The following is a 15,486-nucleotide window of genomic DNA, read 5'->3' as shown; positions in this document are numbered from 1 at the left end:
GTCACACTTGAACAAGCCACTGCTCTCTTAGAGGCTTAGCTTATCCCTTCAAACCACAACACGACAATTCTTCAACTATCAATCATTAGGAAATACTCACATGGACATGCGCGTTCGACCCGAGACTCAAACTGAAACAACTCAAAGCACTCAACTGCCCGATATTCCGGATGGTCGTGGCCGCAATCTTTATCGTTTAGACCCCGACCTGCCTAAGCTTTTGTCGCTTTATCTAAGCCCAGAAGCCATGGCACACTTTACGCCGCATTTTGATCGGCTGGGACAAGTCGCTGGAGAACGCTTAGACGATCTAGCATTTCTGGCGGACCAACACACACCGACTTTGTCGACACGCACACGACAAGGCTTAGATCGCGATGAGATTTACAAGCATCCCGCTTACGTTGAGTTAGAGCGCTGGGCATTTAGTGAGTTCGGTATGGCCGCAGCTTCTCACCGAGCTGGTGTGTTGGGCTGGCCTGAAGCTTTACCTACCCATGCAAAATACACTCTGTTCTATCTGTTTACACAAACAGAGTTTGGCCTGACCTGCCCAGTCAACATGACCGATTCTTTGACACGCACATTGCGTAAATACGCTACACCTGAACTGATCGACAAATACCTGCCTGCTCTGACATCACTAGACTTTGATGTGCTTTTCCAAGGTGCGATGTTCATGACCGAACAAGCCATGGGATCTGATATTGCAGGAACAGAAACCCGCGCAGTCGAAGAAGATGGGCAGTGGAAACTGTACGGAGACAAGTGGTTTTGTTCTAATCCTGATGCCGATCTGGCTATGGTTCTAGCACGCCCTGACGGAGCACCAGCTGGCATGGCAGGTGTGAGTTTGTTCTTATTGCCGCGCATTAAAGATGATGGTCACCCTAACCACTATCGCATTTTACGTCTGAAAGAAAAACTCGGAACCCGTTCAATGCCAAGCGGAGAGATTCGCTTTGAAGGTGCACACGCCTACCTGATTGGAGAGATCGGCCGTGGATTTCAGCAAATGGCTGAAATGGTCAATAGCTCCCGTCTCTCAAACGGCATTCGTTCAGCCGCTCTGATGCGAAGAGCCTATACGGAAGCCTGCTATGTCGCAGACAACCGCCACGCGTTTGGGCAACGCTTAAAAGATTTGCCACTGATGCGACGCCAACTCGATAAGCTAGAGCTCGCCACAGAGCAAGCCCGTTCTTTTGGTTTTCAGACGGCACAAGCTCTTCAAGACGCAGACCAAGTGGGTGGTGACGCTAAAAAGCTTGTACGCATTCTCACACCCTTGATTAAATTCCGCGCCTGCCGTGATGCACGTAAGGTCGCTGGCGATGCGATGGAAGTTCGCGGTGGTTGTGGCTACATCGAGGAATGGATCGAAGCTCGCTTAGTTCGTGAATCGCATCTGGGCTCAGTCTGGGAAGGCACAAGCAACATCGTGGCACTGGATGTCTTGCGCGCTATCCGCAGAAATGACGCTTTGTCTGCTTACATTGCTCACTTCGATGCACTACTGGCTCACGCTGAGACCGCACTTCCAGATCAGCAAGACATCTTGAAGAAACTGCGCCACAGCCTTGAGCAAGTCGAAATCATGGCAACGCAAATTACCGATGCAGACGATCAAATTCTCGCACGTGAACTGGCCTCTCTGATGTATTACGTCGGTTGCGCCATCACCTTTGCATGGGAAGCTTCGCACTCTGGCATGGCACATCGGATGACACTGTGCTTACGGACATATCGTCACAGCATTCGTCATCGAGAAATGGATCTGCAAGATGCACTGGAGGATACGGCCAATCATTAAATTGCTGAGCTACTGAAATGTAGCTAAAAAGTGGTTGTAACTAACCACTTTTCACACAGCAAAAAACTAAGAATCTATATATCATGAACGATTCTCATTTCTGAGAATATTTGTATAAACCTCCTATTGGGAATCGTCATGAAATATTCCGCCCTTGCAGCCAGCCTTCTCGGGGCCTTGTTAACGACCAGCGCAATCGCCACTGAATACACCATCGGAGAGCCCAGCACTCTGAATGGTATGGAGGTGGCGGCTGTCTACTTGCAACCGGTCGAAATGGAACCCGAAGGCATGATGCGCCCTGCTGCAAAATCCGATATTCACCTAGAAGCCGATATTCACGCGACAGCTGACAATGTGAATGGTCTCCCTGACGGTGCTTGGGTTCCGTACCTAAACGTCAAGTACTTTTTACAAAAAGTCGGTGACAAAACCATCCAATCCGGTGACCTGATGCCGATGGTCGCAAGCGACGGTCCGCACTATGGTGATAATGTCAAATTGTCTGGACCCGGTCACTACCGCCTGACCTTCTGGGTCGGCTCTCCAGACTCCAAACATGCATCCGATCAAGGCAAGCATCACGGCAACCGCCACACCAACCACTTCGGTCGACATATCGACAAAGAAACCGGTGTGGCACCTTGGTTCAAGCCCTTTGAATTGAAATATGACTTTGTTTACGCTGGCACAGGTAAAAAAGGCGCTTACTAATCAGTCTTTCAATTGATGCAACAGGCTAAGTACTCACAGGCTTAGCCTGACATCACTGATAACCACAGCCCAGCGCCTTAATTCAGAGCATTAATTCACATCTTCAGACCAAAACCCACTCAGCGCATCGACTCATACGAAACCGCTCTCCCTCTCGTGTACACACGCATTTGTCGATCCGTGGATCTTCTCCGATGCGACACATCACACAAACTACTTTACCCACATCCCCAAATCGTTTAAGCAAATATGCCATCTGGCTACGAGACCACCGACAGGTTCTGCAATACCTGCAATGGGGCATTGTCGTTGTCTACCTGTTCTTATTGCTGATCCCTTTGTTGTTGCCCCTACCGGAACGTATCAATACGATATTCGACCATCTGACACTAACGGCTCAGTGGGCGTTTTGGGGGGTTTGGTGGCCATTTGTATTGCTCTCCATTGTGGTGGCAGGTCGCACATGGTGCGGTTTATTCTGTCCTGAAGGAACGCTCACAGAGTGGGCAAGTCGACACGGCAAAGGCAAAGCGATTCCACGATGGGTTCGCTGGTCAGGATGGCCGTTGACTGCTTTCTGTTTAACCACGATTTATGGCCAACTGATCAGTGTCTATCAATACCCAGCTGCAGCGGCACTCGTACTTGGCGGCTCAACCGTTGCGGCCATGATCGTGGGTTGGCTTTACGGACGTGAGCGACGTGTCTGGTGTCGTTATCTTTGTCCAGTCACTGGCGTCTTTGCCTTACTGGCCAAACTGGCACCTTGGCACTATCGGGTAGATGCACATCGCTGGCGGGAACCAACACACAACAAGAATCCGATTGTCTGTGCGCCTTTGCTACCTTTACGTCACATGACAAGTGCGAGCGACTGTCACATGTGTGCACGCTGTCAGGATTATCGAGGTGCGATTCAATTCAGCGCACGCTCATGCAACGCGGAAATTTTGTATCAACCTACACAAAACGCTTGGCAGACCTATCTGATTGTGTTTGGCTTAATGGGTCTGGCTCCGGGTGCATTCCAATGGAGTCAAAGCACAGCACTCGTTGAATTTAAACAATCATTGGCGTATTGGTTAATTGAACATGACATTGTCTGGCCGCTTCATGACAACGCCCCTTGGTTCATTCTGACGCACTATCCAGCATTGAATGACAGCCTGAACTGGCTCGATGGCTTGGTCATGCTGCTGTATATGGTTCTAGCTGCTTTAGGTTTTGGGGTCTGGCTGCTGTGTCACTTACAACTAGCCAAGTCCCTGCTCAAACGTACCCTGTCCATTCATAAGTTGGCGCAAGGGTTGATTCCCTTAGCCGGTGCGGGCGTTTTTATTGGCTTATCAGCAACCACGCTCTCTCTACTGAAGCCTTATCCAATCGCAACAGCTGCATTGCAATATCTGCGTATCGGTGTTTTAAGTGGTGCAATTCTATGGAGTATTTATTTACTCTGGACACTTACGAAACAAAGTCATGTACATTCGCTACGCCGGTTGATTGCGCGCATTGTGCTGATTATCGGCGCCGTGCCCAGCATTGTTTTTTGGGCACGGTTTTTAATTGGATGACGTTTACATCAAGCGACCAGCCAAACCAAACTGCTTGTAATTACAAACAAAGCTACAAACAGGACGGCTGCCAACAGAAGGACTTTGGGTCCAGCTTGCTTCATTTTTGAGAACTGTGTCTCGATACCCAAAGCCGTCATGGCCATGGTCAACAAAAAGATATCAATGGCGCGCAGCACTTTCAGAGTTTCAGCAGGGATCACACCCGCTGAGTTAATCAATGCCAACACCAGAAAACCAATGGCAAACCAAGGGATTGGCAGTTTGCCACGACCACCTTCAGAAGTTGCCGTACTTCTTTGCAACCAAAGTCCGATGATCAACAACAGTGGGACGAGCAATGCAACACGGGTCATTTTGACGATCGTGGCCACTTCGGTCGTCATGGGGTCAATGCTACTGGCAGAGGCCACAACCTGGGCAACTTCATGCACACTGCCACCAATAAAGATACCAAGTGCCTGACCTTCCCAAGGCAACCAGCCCAGCTGATACATGATGGGATACAGGAACATAGAAATCGTGCCAAACAGCACAACGGTTGCGACAGCAACTGCGCTTTTATGGGGTTGAGAACGCAATGTTGATTCGAAAGCTAAGACCGCTGCAGCACCACAGATGGCACTGCCTGCCGCTGTGAGCATAGACAAATCACGATCCAGACCCAGAAAACGGGTCCCCAGCCAAGTCCCCAATGCCAGAATTCCGACTGCAACCCCGATAGAGACCACAATGCCTGGTAGACCAATTTCAACGATTTGCTGAATACTGATATTCAAACCGTACATGGCCACAGCCACGCGCAAGATACGCTTTCCGGAAAATTGCACGCCGGCTGCCCAGTCTGAAGACATCGTGCCTCGAGCAAAGTTGCCATAAAGCATGCCACAGACAATGCCGATGACTAAAGGACTTAATCCAAGTGTGCTCACAAAATCTACGCTGGCGAACTGTGTCACCGCCAGCGCAAAGAGCGCCACAAAAAACACACCATTAAAACGATCTTTCCAGATCTGCGAAGCTGCTTGTGCCATCGTTGTCATTGATTTTTCAACACATGAATAAATTGAACCCAAAACCAAGCGTCAGAGTACGCTCAACCATTCAATAAAGAAAGCTGTTATTTCTTATATAAAACATCGGATTTACTTATAATAAGATTTTTAGCGAATTGTCATTGAACCTGAAGCATTCATAATCAGGTCTCATAATCCATACTTTCGATCTGCGCACAGTACCCACCCACTATGAAGAGCCACGTATGACCCCCGATCAGCTCATTACATTTAGCGTTGTTGCCAAACATCGCAACATCACGCAAGCAGCCGTGCACTTGCACTTATCTCAACCTGCTGTGTCTGGTCAGTTGCAGGCATTACAACAATCTTTTGGGGAAGCCTTGTATTTTCGGCAAGGTCGCGGGATCGAACTCACACCTGCCGGACGTGCACTACAAGCCGTGGCCGATACGATGCATGACACCATGGAACATGCCAAAAGCTTGCGCCAAGAAGTTCGCACGTTAGAAACCGGTGTATTGCGCCTTGGCGCTAGCACCACCCCTGCCAGTTATCTACTCCCAGAATACGTCGCGCGATTTCGATCTCAGCATCCTGGCATCATCGTGCACATGATCACTGGTAACACGCAGCAGATTTTGGAGCAGCTCGACACACTAGATCTTGCTTTTATTGAGGGCGAACTAGATCAGGACATCAAAAACCAACATGCCATCCAAGACTGGCAAACCGATGAGGTAGTGGCAATCGTCCCTCACACACATACACTGGCGACCCATTCACAAATTGATTTACCAACATTGTCTCGAGAGTTTTTAGTGCTTCGAGAGCTGGGCTCTGGTGTGCGCCGCATGGTTTTAGAAGCTTTTGAGCAGGCTGGGTTGCACATTATTGAAGCCTTAGAACTTGCCGGCGTTGAAGGCGTTAAAGAGGGTGTGCGAGCAGGACTAGGGATTGGCTTTGTGTCCAGTTTGTCATTACGTCATGAAGACGGCACATTGAAAGGGTTGAAAATTGAAAATGGACTCACCCGCACAATCCGCATCTTAGAGCCAGGCAAGCGCCGTTTATCCCATGCTGCCCGGGCATTTCTCAATGAACTAATTAATACGCAGGAACAAAATTAAAAAAACAAACCTTGGTGAAGTTGTTCATCACGCACAACTCCTGTGTCTCAGCCCCCAGATCGTATGCAAAAAATGACGGAAATAGTACAGTTTTGCATATGATCTGGGCTGCCATCCCACCATTACCCGCTAGCACACCCGCCAAGTGACGCTTAAAAATCCCCACATGCACAAACCCATAAAAACGAGACGGGTTAAAATGCAACAGCGCGTTTAGTTCTCACTTCCTTCCACTAAGGCACACTGCTCATGTCAAAACCAAAGCGATCCTCTAAGCACATTTCTGTCTCTGCAGCACAAAAAAAGCTGCACGAATTAGCTCAATACTGGGATGCCGCGATGTCTGTCTATGAGGAAAGATTTTTTGAACACAAGATTGAAGAAATTCTGATCAAAGTTTTTAACAATCCAAATCAGGGTGCCATCGAAGAGGTTCTAAAAGGGTTCGACTTGGATGATCCAGCATCTCAAATCGTTATTGATATCGTCACAAAAATGAGTGAGCATGTTTTGCTCGACCTTCAGGATCAGACGTTAGACTGCATCATTCTGAGCATGCCGACGGTGGTCTGGAGCCGATACAAAATCCCTAAACCGCAGCCTGACGACAAAATTATCGAAGCCGTCCTGGATGGTTTGAAGCGTTACATCGTGACATCTGGTACAAAAATCGCCATAATGCCAGCCCCAACAAGCAACTGGGACACACCAAAGTCGTTCTCAGCATCTAGGCATTGGCTTAAAACACTGGCACAACGACTGAAAGATCCAGATGGACCTTTACCCATTCCCACTAAATTCTTTGATCAATTTGAGCCTAATGCAGATGCGCAGCACTGGGTGTTTGTAGCAGCCAATCTGGCCAATCAACCTATTTTGCAACGGATGGGCAATCGCAAATTCAATGAACAAACCGCTCTGAAAGCATGGCAAGCGCATATGGAATCGATTTACAAGCAGCTCTACCCAGGCTGCCAGATCGATATTCTCTTACCAGACCTATTGGAAAATGCAGCTGAAGCGGTCATTCCTCAAGAACAAATTAGAAACATTCATGCCGCAATTGATCGCATCGAAATGGTATTTAACACACCTCGCGATCAGATTTGCGCCAACATCATACGGATGGTCGACGATGAATTTGAAGAATATCGCATCGGCTATAACCTTCAGGGTCAAAACACCGTCATTTACGGAACGCCATGGTTCATCTCAACCCGCAGCCTTGGCGATGAATTTGACGATATGGATGACGATTTTGACTTTTTAGATGATGAATTCGATGAGATCGACGACGAATTAGATGATGACTTGGAAGACGATTCGGTTGATCAAACTGCGCTATCTGAAGCATTCGATTTTTTCGATGAACTAGATGACACTTCTCCCTCCGATCCAGATCTGGAAATCATCATTGAAACGCTTAGAGCATGCGGCATCAACCAAATCAATATATTTGATCAGGTTCTTCCTTCGATGTACTGCCAGGGATGCGAAAGGCCTCTTTTCCCAGGACCTGATGGCCTACATCACCTAACAGCACCGGACGACACAGTTGAAATCCCGCCTTACCTACACTGATGAGCATAAGTCCCTCACGCCGACGAATCGATATATCTTGCCAAGTGATTGATAACCTGGGTGACATCGGCGTGAGTTGGCGACTAGCCAGACAATTGCAACACGAACACCATTCATCAGGTCAGAATCTGGGTGGATGATCTCAAAGCGTTGGCTCGCTTAGCACCAGAAACAATAACCAATACTAATTTACAAATCATCGATCACATTGAAGTTGGGCGTTGACACCATGATGAGGTGGTAGAGAATCTCATCAAAGCAGCACCTGTTTTATGGTTTTCGGGTCATAGCGTCAAATAAAAACCATGTCGCTGACTAGCTAAACAACCTTTACGCATTAGACAGAAAAACATCACATTCAACGCTTGAGTAAGGTGATCGTTCATATATTGTTCGACTGAAACCATATTCAAAAACTCATTAAAAAGAGCAAGCTAGAATGTAGAAACACATTTGGCTCGCACTCTTTTCGTTAAGGCACACAAAGTTCATGTCAAAGTCAAAACGCACTACAAAAAATCTTTCTGTTTCCGCAGTTCAAAAGCAATTGCTCGAAGCTGCTGTGTACTGGGGCGACGCAGTCGCTGAATACGAAGAACTATTTTATGAGCGCATGATTAAGCAAATCTTGTCTGATGCTTTTCATATTCCAGATCCATTTGTCTTTGAACAGATTCTGGATGTCTTTGATGTTGATCACCCCGCATCTCCTTTGATTTACCGAACAATCATGGAAATGGCACAAGTGACTCAGATAGAACACGAAGATCAAACACTAGACTGTATTCTGATGAGTATGCCGACTGTCATCTGGTCTCGTTACCAAATTCCCGATCCTCAACCTGACAGCAATCTAATTCAAGCAGTACTCGATGGCCTCAAACGACACATTGTGACGCCTGGCACACAAATCGTCATGATGCCAGCACCATTGAGCTCACTGAATTTACCAGCCTCATTTAAGAACATGGGGCAGTGGAAGCAAGCACTCGCCCAGCGCCTACAAGACCCACAAGCGCCATTACCGACCCCTAAAGAGTTATATGAAGGTGTTACTCCGGGTATCTCGAATGCACAACACTGGGTGTTCGCTGCTGCTAACAAAACAGATAAGCCTATTCTTCGCTGGATGGGTAATCACCGAGGCAAAAAACAAAAGTATTTGGCTGCTTGGCAAGCATATATGGAAGCTATTTACAAGCAACTCTACCCGAATTGTCAGTTTGATATTTTCTTGCCTGATTTTTATTATGACGCAAGTACTCAAACTCGGTTACCAGAGCAGGTCCGGACCATACATGCCACTGTGGATCGGATTTCGACCATTTTCAATGTTGCTGCTGAACATATTTGCGCAACCATCATTCGGGCTATTGACGAGAATTTTGAAGAGTATCGGATCGGTTATAACCTTCAGGGACAGACCGAAGTCATCGATGGCAACCTCTGGCTTATAAGCCCAGTAGGTTCAGATGAACTTGAGCTTCCTGACTCTGAAATTGATGATCATGACGATCTCTATGAAACTGATCTATTTACACTCCATGAAAAGTCAGAAGACCAACAGAAACAAGAAAACAACCTTATCGACGAATTTTCTGGCGGACAAGCGTTCAATCCGGAACTTGCAACAATTTTTAATGCACTTCACGAGTGTGGTATCCATCAAATTGAGATGATCGATGAACTCGCTCCGGCCGCATACTGCCCCGATTGCGACATACCCCTTTTCCCCGGTCCTAGTGGCTCACTACAACATCTTGTGGCTCCAGACGATCTGAGTGAAACCCCGCCTTACCTACACTGATGAGCACAAGCCTCTCACGCCGACGAATCGACATTTTTTGCCAAGTGATTGATAACCTTGGTGACATCGGCGTGAGTTGGCGGCTAGCCAGGCAGTTGCAACACGAACACCATTGCCAGGTCAGAATCTGGGTCGATGATCTCAAAGCGCTGACTCGCTTAGCACCAGAAACACTAACCAATACCAATTTACAAATCATCGATCACATCGAAGTCGGACATTGGCACCATGATGAAGTGGTGGAGAGTCTCACCAAAGAAGCACCTGAGATCGTCATTGCCGCTTTTTCATGCGAATTACCCGCAAGTTATAAACAATTAATCCCTCAATCCAAAAAAACAACGCTGTTCTCGCTCGAATACTTAAGCGCCGAATCTTGGGTGAGTGACTTTCACTTACAGACATCTTTACGATCTGATGGTTTAAAACCCATCTACTTTTTTCCAGGCTTTACTGACTCAACGGGCGGTTTGTTGCGAGAAACAAACTTAATCACCGACATGCGTGCTTGGTCAGCAGATTCAGTTGGCGTACATCGCTGGTTATCTGAAATCGGTGTAGACACTTGGTGGCTTGAGCATCGACCACAGGTTCGACTCGCTTTTGGTTTTACCTATCCCAACGCGGCTTGGTCGCAATGGTTACGTCTGCTTGCCCAACAGTCCCAACCCACTTTGCTCTTGGTTCCCGAAGGCATGCAGGGCAACCTCACAGCATCGGATAATCAGTACGCTCAGCATGTCCAGTGGCAAACTGCGCCGTTCGTGCCACAAGCAGAGTTTGATCGGTTTCTGTGGAGCACAGATTTAAACTTCGTACGCGGTGAAGACTCATTAGTGCGCGCGATCTGGGCAGGTCGACCTTTTATCTGGCATATCTATGCGCAAGACGACGATCTTCACCATGACAAGCTCTCCGATTGGTTAGAGCTCGCCAACATGCCGACAACCATTAATCATCTCCAGCACCAATGGTCGCGCCAAATCGCTGACACAACCTGGTTAGATCAATTACACGGAGATTCCTGGCATGGCTGGCAAGAGGCTTGTCTTGCACATCGAGCTCAACTGCTTGCTCAACCCTCATTAACCACCCAACTTCTGAATTTCGCTTCAAAAACTTGACAGTTTTTTATAGGGTCCTCGTTCGTTTTATCGGGATGTCGCGTTACAATCGTTCGTTAACTTCATTTTTTTGCCGCTTGGCATAGCACAACTTTATTTCTCATCTATGAAAACAGCTCAAGAACTGCGTGTTGGTAACGTCATTATGATCAACGGTGAACCGCTGGTTGTGCAACGTACCGAATACAACAAATCTGGCCGCAACTCGGCCGTCGTCAAACTCAAATTCAAGAACCTGCTCACGGGTACAGGCAGTGAATCCGTGAACAAAGCTGATGAAAAATTCGACATTGTCGTTCTGGATCGCAAAGAATGTAACTATTCCTACTTTGCCGACCCCATGTACGTCTTTATGGACGAAGAATACAACCAGCACGAAATCGAAGCCGACAGCATGGGTGATGCACTCAACTACCTCGAAGAAGGCATGACGGTTGAAGTCGTCTTCTACGAAGGCCGTGCTATTTCCGTTGAACTGCCCAACGCAGTCGTTCGCGAAATTGTCTACACAGAACCTGCAGTTCGTGGTGACACATCAGGCAAGGTCATGAAACCTGCCAAATTGCAGACTGGTTACGAGATTTCTGTGCCATCTTTTTGTGAGATTGGCGACAAGATCGAAATTGATACACGAACAGGTGAATACCGTAGCCGCGTCTAAGACTCGAGTACTGTAGAACCAAATTCGTTCTATCTAAAACGCCCCCTGACTGCCAAGCAAATCAGGGGGCGTTTTTTGTATCTGTACTGTTAATTCAAGCGATCATCATCCAGAAAATCTGGAACGTCGTACACGGTGATGCCCTCTTCTGCGAGCGATTCACGCTCTTGGGGCGTGGCAACCCCGCGTATCGGACGCGGTTTAGATTCACCTTCGTGCATGCGTCTCGCTTCATGTGCAAACTGCGTACCTACGTTTTCTGCAGACTGAACGACTTTACGCATATGCTGCAAAATCGAGGCTTGCAATTGTGCCACCTCGGGGGAAACCGTCTGACTGTTGTCATGGGATTCACTAGTCGACTCAGTCGGTGTTAATTGCGGCTCATTGCGCGCAACCGCTTCAGTCGCCCCCATGTTCAAGCGAGGTGCTGACGGCACTCGATGGACGCTCGATACATTACACATCGGACACGTCACTAGCGCTTTGGACTGTTGCATTTCGTAATCTTCGTGCGAACGAAACCAGCCCTCAAACAAATGACCTTGCTCACACTGCAAGTCGAACACTTTAAATCCCATGGTTTCCTTCTAGGTGACAATCTTTGCAACTTCAGCCGTTGGTCTGTCAGGCAGGCAACAGCGACTTAGGCTTAGTTTAATCGCATAAGGACACATCCTGACTGAAGCCCGCACAAAACCGACACAGTGGTCATGCTTAATGTCAGAAAACTTTCAGTCAAGTTACGCATTTGTTGTGCACTTCGCGAATGCATAGCCAATTTTCAATACTCACCGAAAGACAATCGAGGCACCGCCTCTAGCAATGCTTTGGTCATCGCATGTTGTGGGCGCATCAACACGTCTTCTGCTGCACCGAGCTCAACAAATCGCCCTTGATCCATGACGGCCACCTGATCGGCAAAGTACTCCACCACGCTGAAATTATGTGTAATAAAGATGTACGCCATGTGCTGCGACTTCTGAAGGTCGGACAGCAAATCTAAAATCTGCGCTTGGACCGACACATCCAGAGCCGAAGTTGGTTCATCAAGCACCAACACATCGGGTTCAACCGCTAAAGCACGTGCGATGGCAATCCGTTGGCGCTGCCCACCAGAAAACTCATGGGCAAATCGCATGGCACTGTCTTGCGGCAAACCCACTCGCTCTAAAAGCATCTGAACTCGTTCATCACGTTGTGCCTTGGTCAGATTAGGCACCAGCGAAACAATCCCTTCTTGCAGAATTTCACCGATACGCATCCGAGGGTCTAAGGACGCATAGGGGTCCTGAAACACGATTTGTAGTCGCGCGCGCATGCGTGCTAGATCTTGACCGCGGGCATCTAATAACGACTCTCCATGCAGCCAGGCCTGACCTTCGATTCGAGCAGTCTGATCCAACAAACGAACCAAAGTCTTTGCAATCGTCGTTTTGCCACATCCTGAGGGGCCCAGCAAAGCCAGTGTTTTTCCACGCTGCAAATCAAAATCAACACCCTGCACCACAGCGTTTTGAGCGACTACGCGGCGCAACCAGCCTTTTCTGATCGGATAACTAACTCGCAGGTTTCGAACTTTTAGCACCACATCGGCTGATTCAGACGGCTCTTCAGATAAAGCTTGATTTGAAGACGATTGACTTGATGAAGTTTCAATCAAGGTTTCAGTTTGACTAGCGCGATCTCGACCTTCAGCAGACAGTGGTTGCCCCCGCTTTTCAAAGGTTGGCACGGCATCAAACAATTCCCATGCGTAAGGATGATCAGGTTGCGTAAAAAACTGATCTGCAGGCAGTGTTTGCACAATCTGACCATGGCGCATCAGGGCTACGGTATCTGCGACCTTTCTGACAATCGCCAAATCATGTGTAATCAACAAGATGGCCATGCCCAACTCTTCTTGAATACTTTTAAGCAAATCTAAAATCTGCGCCTGCACCATGACATCGAGTGCAGTCGTTGGCTCATCAGCCACCAATAAAGCCGGTTCTGCCGCCAGTGCCATGGCAATCATGATGCGTTGTTTTTGACCACCTGAGAACTGAAACGGATAGTCATGTAGGCGCGTTTCAGGATCCGGTAATCCAACGCGACCTAGCCAATAAATCGCGCGATCTACAGCCGCTTGCCCAACCAAATCCGTATGCAAACGGATGATTTCCAGCAACTGATCGCCAACCCGCATGATGGGATTCAAGCTGGTTCCAGGCTCCTGAAAAATCATGCCGACTCGTCCACCACGGATGCGTTGCATCGCCATCTCAGGTAAACGGTTCAAGTCTTGAGCCTGCAAATCAATCTGACCAGATGCAATTTCAATCGCAGGGGGTAACAAGCGCAAAACAGACAAAGCGGTCAAACTTTTACCTGATCCAGACTCCCCAACCAGCGCAAAGGTTTCACCTTGACGAACAGAAATGCCTAGTGCGCGTACAGCCTCATGTAAACCTTCATCACGATCGATGACGACATTGAGATCTTGAATATTAAGCACGTTCGGTGTTGTCATAATGTTTTCTCCACCGATTGTGTTGCAGCGCGTCTTCTAAAGCGTCTAGGGCGTAACACGCGACTGCGCGGATCAAAGGCATCGCGTACACCATCCGCAAACAAGTTGGCCGCCAGCACCATGGTCAACATAAAGACAAACGCTGACAACAACGTCCACCAGATCATCGGGTCACGCGACATCTCCAGACGTGACTTATCAATCATTGTGCCAAATGAATTCATGGTCGGATCGACACCAATCCCCAGGTAGGACAGCACAGCCTCATACAGGACAAGCCCAGAAAACTCCAGCACCAGCGTAATCAGAATAATGTGCATGAGATTGGGTAATAAGTGTCGCAACATAATGCGCAAATTAGAGACGCCAAATGCTTTGGCGGCCTGCACGTATTCCAACTCACGCAATTTCAGAACTTCAGCACGCAACAAACGACATAGGCCAGCCCAGCCGGTTAGACCCAAAATCATGCACAGCAAAAACAATCTCAAATCAGCACGTTGTGCACTGGTTGGAAACAAATCTGCATGCGTATCGATATAGACCTGCATCATGAGCACACATGCGGCAATCAACAGCACCCCTGGGATTGAGGTCAAGGTCGTGTAAATGTATTGAATGACATCATCGACCCAACCCTTAAAGTAACCGGCCGTCACGCCAAACAAGATGGCTACAGGGAGCATCGCCACAGTCGTTAAACTGCCAATCACCCAAGCCGTTCGGATGCTTTTAAGCGCTTGCCAGAGCACATCATTGCCAGTGCGATCAGAACCTAGTACATGATAGCCACTGGCCAAACCAAAGGTCACACCGATAATCATGGCCATCAGAAAGACGGTAATCAGCATGGCACGCCAAGGTGTTTTATAGACACCCTTCCAGACATCATGCCAAACATCCGAATAAGTGATTCGTGCAGACTCATTTGGATTGCGCTTGCGTTGAGCCCGCATAAGCATCCACACCAACCAACCCATCAGACCTAAACCGATCGCAACACCGGCGGCCAGCCCCAATGAGCCACGCACCAGCACATCGTTTAACCACTGCGTCTCTGGGTCATCCAGATGACGACCACCAAACTTTAAGCGCGGAAAATCTCGATGCGTTTGCCCACCTTCTTGAAGAATGCTCTCTTTGGTAAATTGGCGCCAAGCCAAAGGGGCAGAATACGTTTTTTCTTTATGGAGCAATGCTGTGTCGGCAAGCAGCACATCCAGCAATGACACGACTTCAGGCGAATACACGACACTTTGCGCACCCGAAGTCGAAGTTGACGTAGAGGCTGAAGAGGCAGTCGTGGTGGATGCTGAGGTAGAAATCGATTCAGACGTCTGCAGTCTCAACTGTAAATGGATCGAATCCAAAATACCAACCAGCACAAAAAAACTCAGCACCACTGCCGAACACATGGCCGGTGCTTGCTGCAAGACTCGTGCCCAAGTGGCTCGGGAATTGACAGACTTAGACACGCGCCAGCCATAAATCACCGCACTGATCAACAGTGCAAACAAAGCCACATCGGTCCAGAGAAAAACAATCTTTGGCATG

At 48.2% G+C, this 15,486-nt stretch carries 14 protein-coding genes; 10 read left to right on the top strand and 4 right to left on the bottom strand.

Translation table 11 applies throughout. The annotated features are described in order from the left end of the window. The first annotated feature begins 106 nt into the window (after positions 1–106). The 3 genes from ACOI06_RS11435 (at position 107) to ACOI06_RS11425 (ending at position 4,101) form a co-directional block, all read left to right on the top strand. The gene (locus ACOI06_RS11435) at positions 107–1,813 is read left to right on the top strand and encodes an acyl-CoA dehydrogenase family protein (RefSeq protein WP_420662724.1); all 1,707 of its coding nucleotides are present in this window, start codon (positions 107–109) and stop codon (positions 1,811–1,813) included. Between the two features lie 138 nt (positions 1,814–1,951). After that, positions 1,952–2,527, top strand: coding sequence for an iron transporter (locus ACOI06_RS11430; RefSeq protein ID WP_420662720.1), 576 nt, complete (start codon positions 1,952–1,954; stop codon positions 2,525–2,527). Between the two features lie 194 nt (positions 2,528–2,721). Beyond that, positions 2,722–4,101 carry a 4Fe-4S binding protein gene (locus ACOI06_RS11425; RefSeq protein WP_420662719.1) on the top strand — a complete coding sequence of 460 codons (1,380 nt, stop codon included), beginning with the start codon at positions 2,722–2,724 and terminating at the stop codon, positions 4,099–4,101. 8 nt (positions 4,102–4,109) lie between these two features. On the opposite strand, the gene ACOI06_RS11420 is transcribed toward ACOI06_RS11425, so the two are convergent. After that, positions 4,110–5,144: a YeiH family protein gene (locus ACOI06_RS11420; protein ID WP_420662718.1), complete on the bottom strand. Its 1,035-nt coding sequence runs from the start codon at positions 5,142–5,144 to the stop codon at positions 4,110–4,112. A 218-nt stretch (positions 5,145–5,362) separates the two neighbouring features. Between ACOI06_RS11420 and ACOI06_RS11415 the strand changes: the two genes are divergently transcribed. From ACOI06_RS11415 to efp, 7 genes are all read left to right on the top strand, one after another. Continuing rightward, a complete protein-coding gene (locus ACOI06_RS11415) occupies positions 5,363–6,247 on the top strand; it encodes a LysR family transcriptional regulator (RefSeq protein WP_420662717.1) in 885 nt (294 codons plus the stop codon). Between the two features lie 249 nt (positions 6,248–6,496). After that, positions 6,497–7,828, top strand: coding sequence for a DUF2863 family protein (locus ACOI06_RS11410; RefSeq protein WP_420662716.1), 1,332 nt, complete (start codon positions 6,497–6,499; stop codon positions 7,826–7,828). Then, positions 7,828–7,968: an elongation factor P maturation arginine rhamnosyltransferase EarP gene (earP, locus tag ACOI06_RS11405; RefSeq protein WP_420662715.1), complete on the top strand. Its 141-nt coding sequence runs from the start codon at positions 7,828–7,830 to the stop codon at positions 7,966–7,968. The genes ACOI06_RS11410 and earP (ACOI06_RS11405) overlap by 1 nt, the downstream gene beginning before the upstream one ends. Beyond that, complete coding sequence (locus ACOI06_RS11400; protein WP_420662714.1) at positions 7,961–8,053, top strand: hypothetical protein; 93 nt, start codon at positions 7,961–7,963, stop codon at positions 8,051–8,053. The genes earP (ACOI06_RS11405) and ACOI06_RS11400 overlap by 8 nt, the downstream gene beginning before the upstream one ends. Positions 8,054–8,318: 265 nt before the next feature. Beyond that, on the top strand, positions 8,319–9,635 hold the full coding sequence (locus tag ACOI06_RS11395; protein ID WP_420662713.1) for a DUF2863 family protein: 1,317 nt from the start codon (positions 8,319–8,321) through the stop codon (positions 9,633–9,635). Further along, positions 9,635–10,759 carry an elongation factor P maturation arginine rhamnosyltransferase EarP gene (gene earP, locus ACOI06_RS11390; protein WP_420662712.1) on the top strand — a complete coding sequence of 375 codons (1,125 nt, stop codon included), beginning with the start codon at positions 9,635–9,637 and terminating at the stop codon, positions 10,757–10,759. The genes ACOI06_RS11395 and earP (ACOI06_RS11390) overlap by 1 nt, the downstream gene beginning before the upstream one ends. A gap of 106 nt (positions 10,760–10,865) precedes the next feature. After that, the gene (gene efp / locus ACOI06_RS11385) at positions 10,866–11,420 is read left to right on the top strand and encodes an elongation factor P (protein ID WP_420662711.1); all 555 of its coding nucleotides are present in this window, start codon (positions 10,866–10,868) and stop codon (positions 11,418–11,420) included. An 89-nt stretch (positions 11,421–11,509) separates the two neighbouring features. Here the strand turns inward: efp and ACOI06_RS11380 are convergent, their stop codons facing one another. From ACOI06_RS11380 to ACOI06_RS11370, 3 genes are all read right to left on the bottom strand, one after another. Next, the gene (locus ACOI06_RS11380; RefSeq protein ID WP_420662710.1) at positions 11,510–12,001 is read right to left on the bottom strand and encodes a DUF1178 family protein; all 492 of its coding nucleotides are present in this window, start codon (positions 11,999–12,001) and stop codon (positions 11,510–11,512) included. 203 nt (positions 12,002–12,204) lie between these two features. Beyond that, on the bottom strand, positions 12,205–13,935 hold the full coding sequence (locus ACOI06_RS11375; protein ID WP_420662723.1) for an ABC transporter ATP-binding protein: 1,731 nt from the start codon (positions 13,933–13,935) through the stop codon (positions 12,205–12,207). Further along, the gene (locus ACOI06_RS11370) at positions 13,929–15,485 is read right to left on the bottom strand and encodes an ABC transporter permease (protein ID WP_420662709.1); all 1,557 of its coding nucleotides are present in this window, start codon (positions 15,483–15,485) and stop codon (positions 13,929–13,931) included. The genes ACOI06_RS11375 and ACOI06_RS11370 overlap by 7 nt, the downstream gene beginning before the upstream one ends. Position 15,486 lies beyond the last annotated feature (1 nt).

It is taken from the genome of Orrella sp. 11846 (assembly GCF_048820935.1).
In the GTDB taxonomy this organism is placed as follows: Bacteria; Pseudomonadota; Gammaproteobacteria; order Burkholderiales; family Burkholderiaceae_B; genus Algicoccus.
Note: the sequence above shows the minus strand (reverse complement) of the source record. Positions and strands in the feature narration are given on the sequence as shown.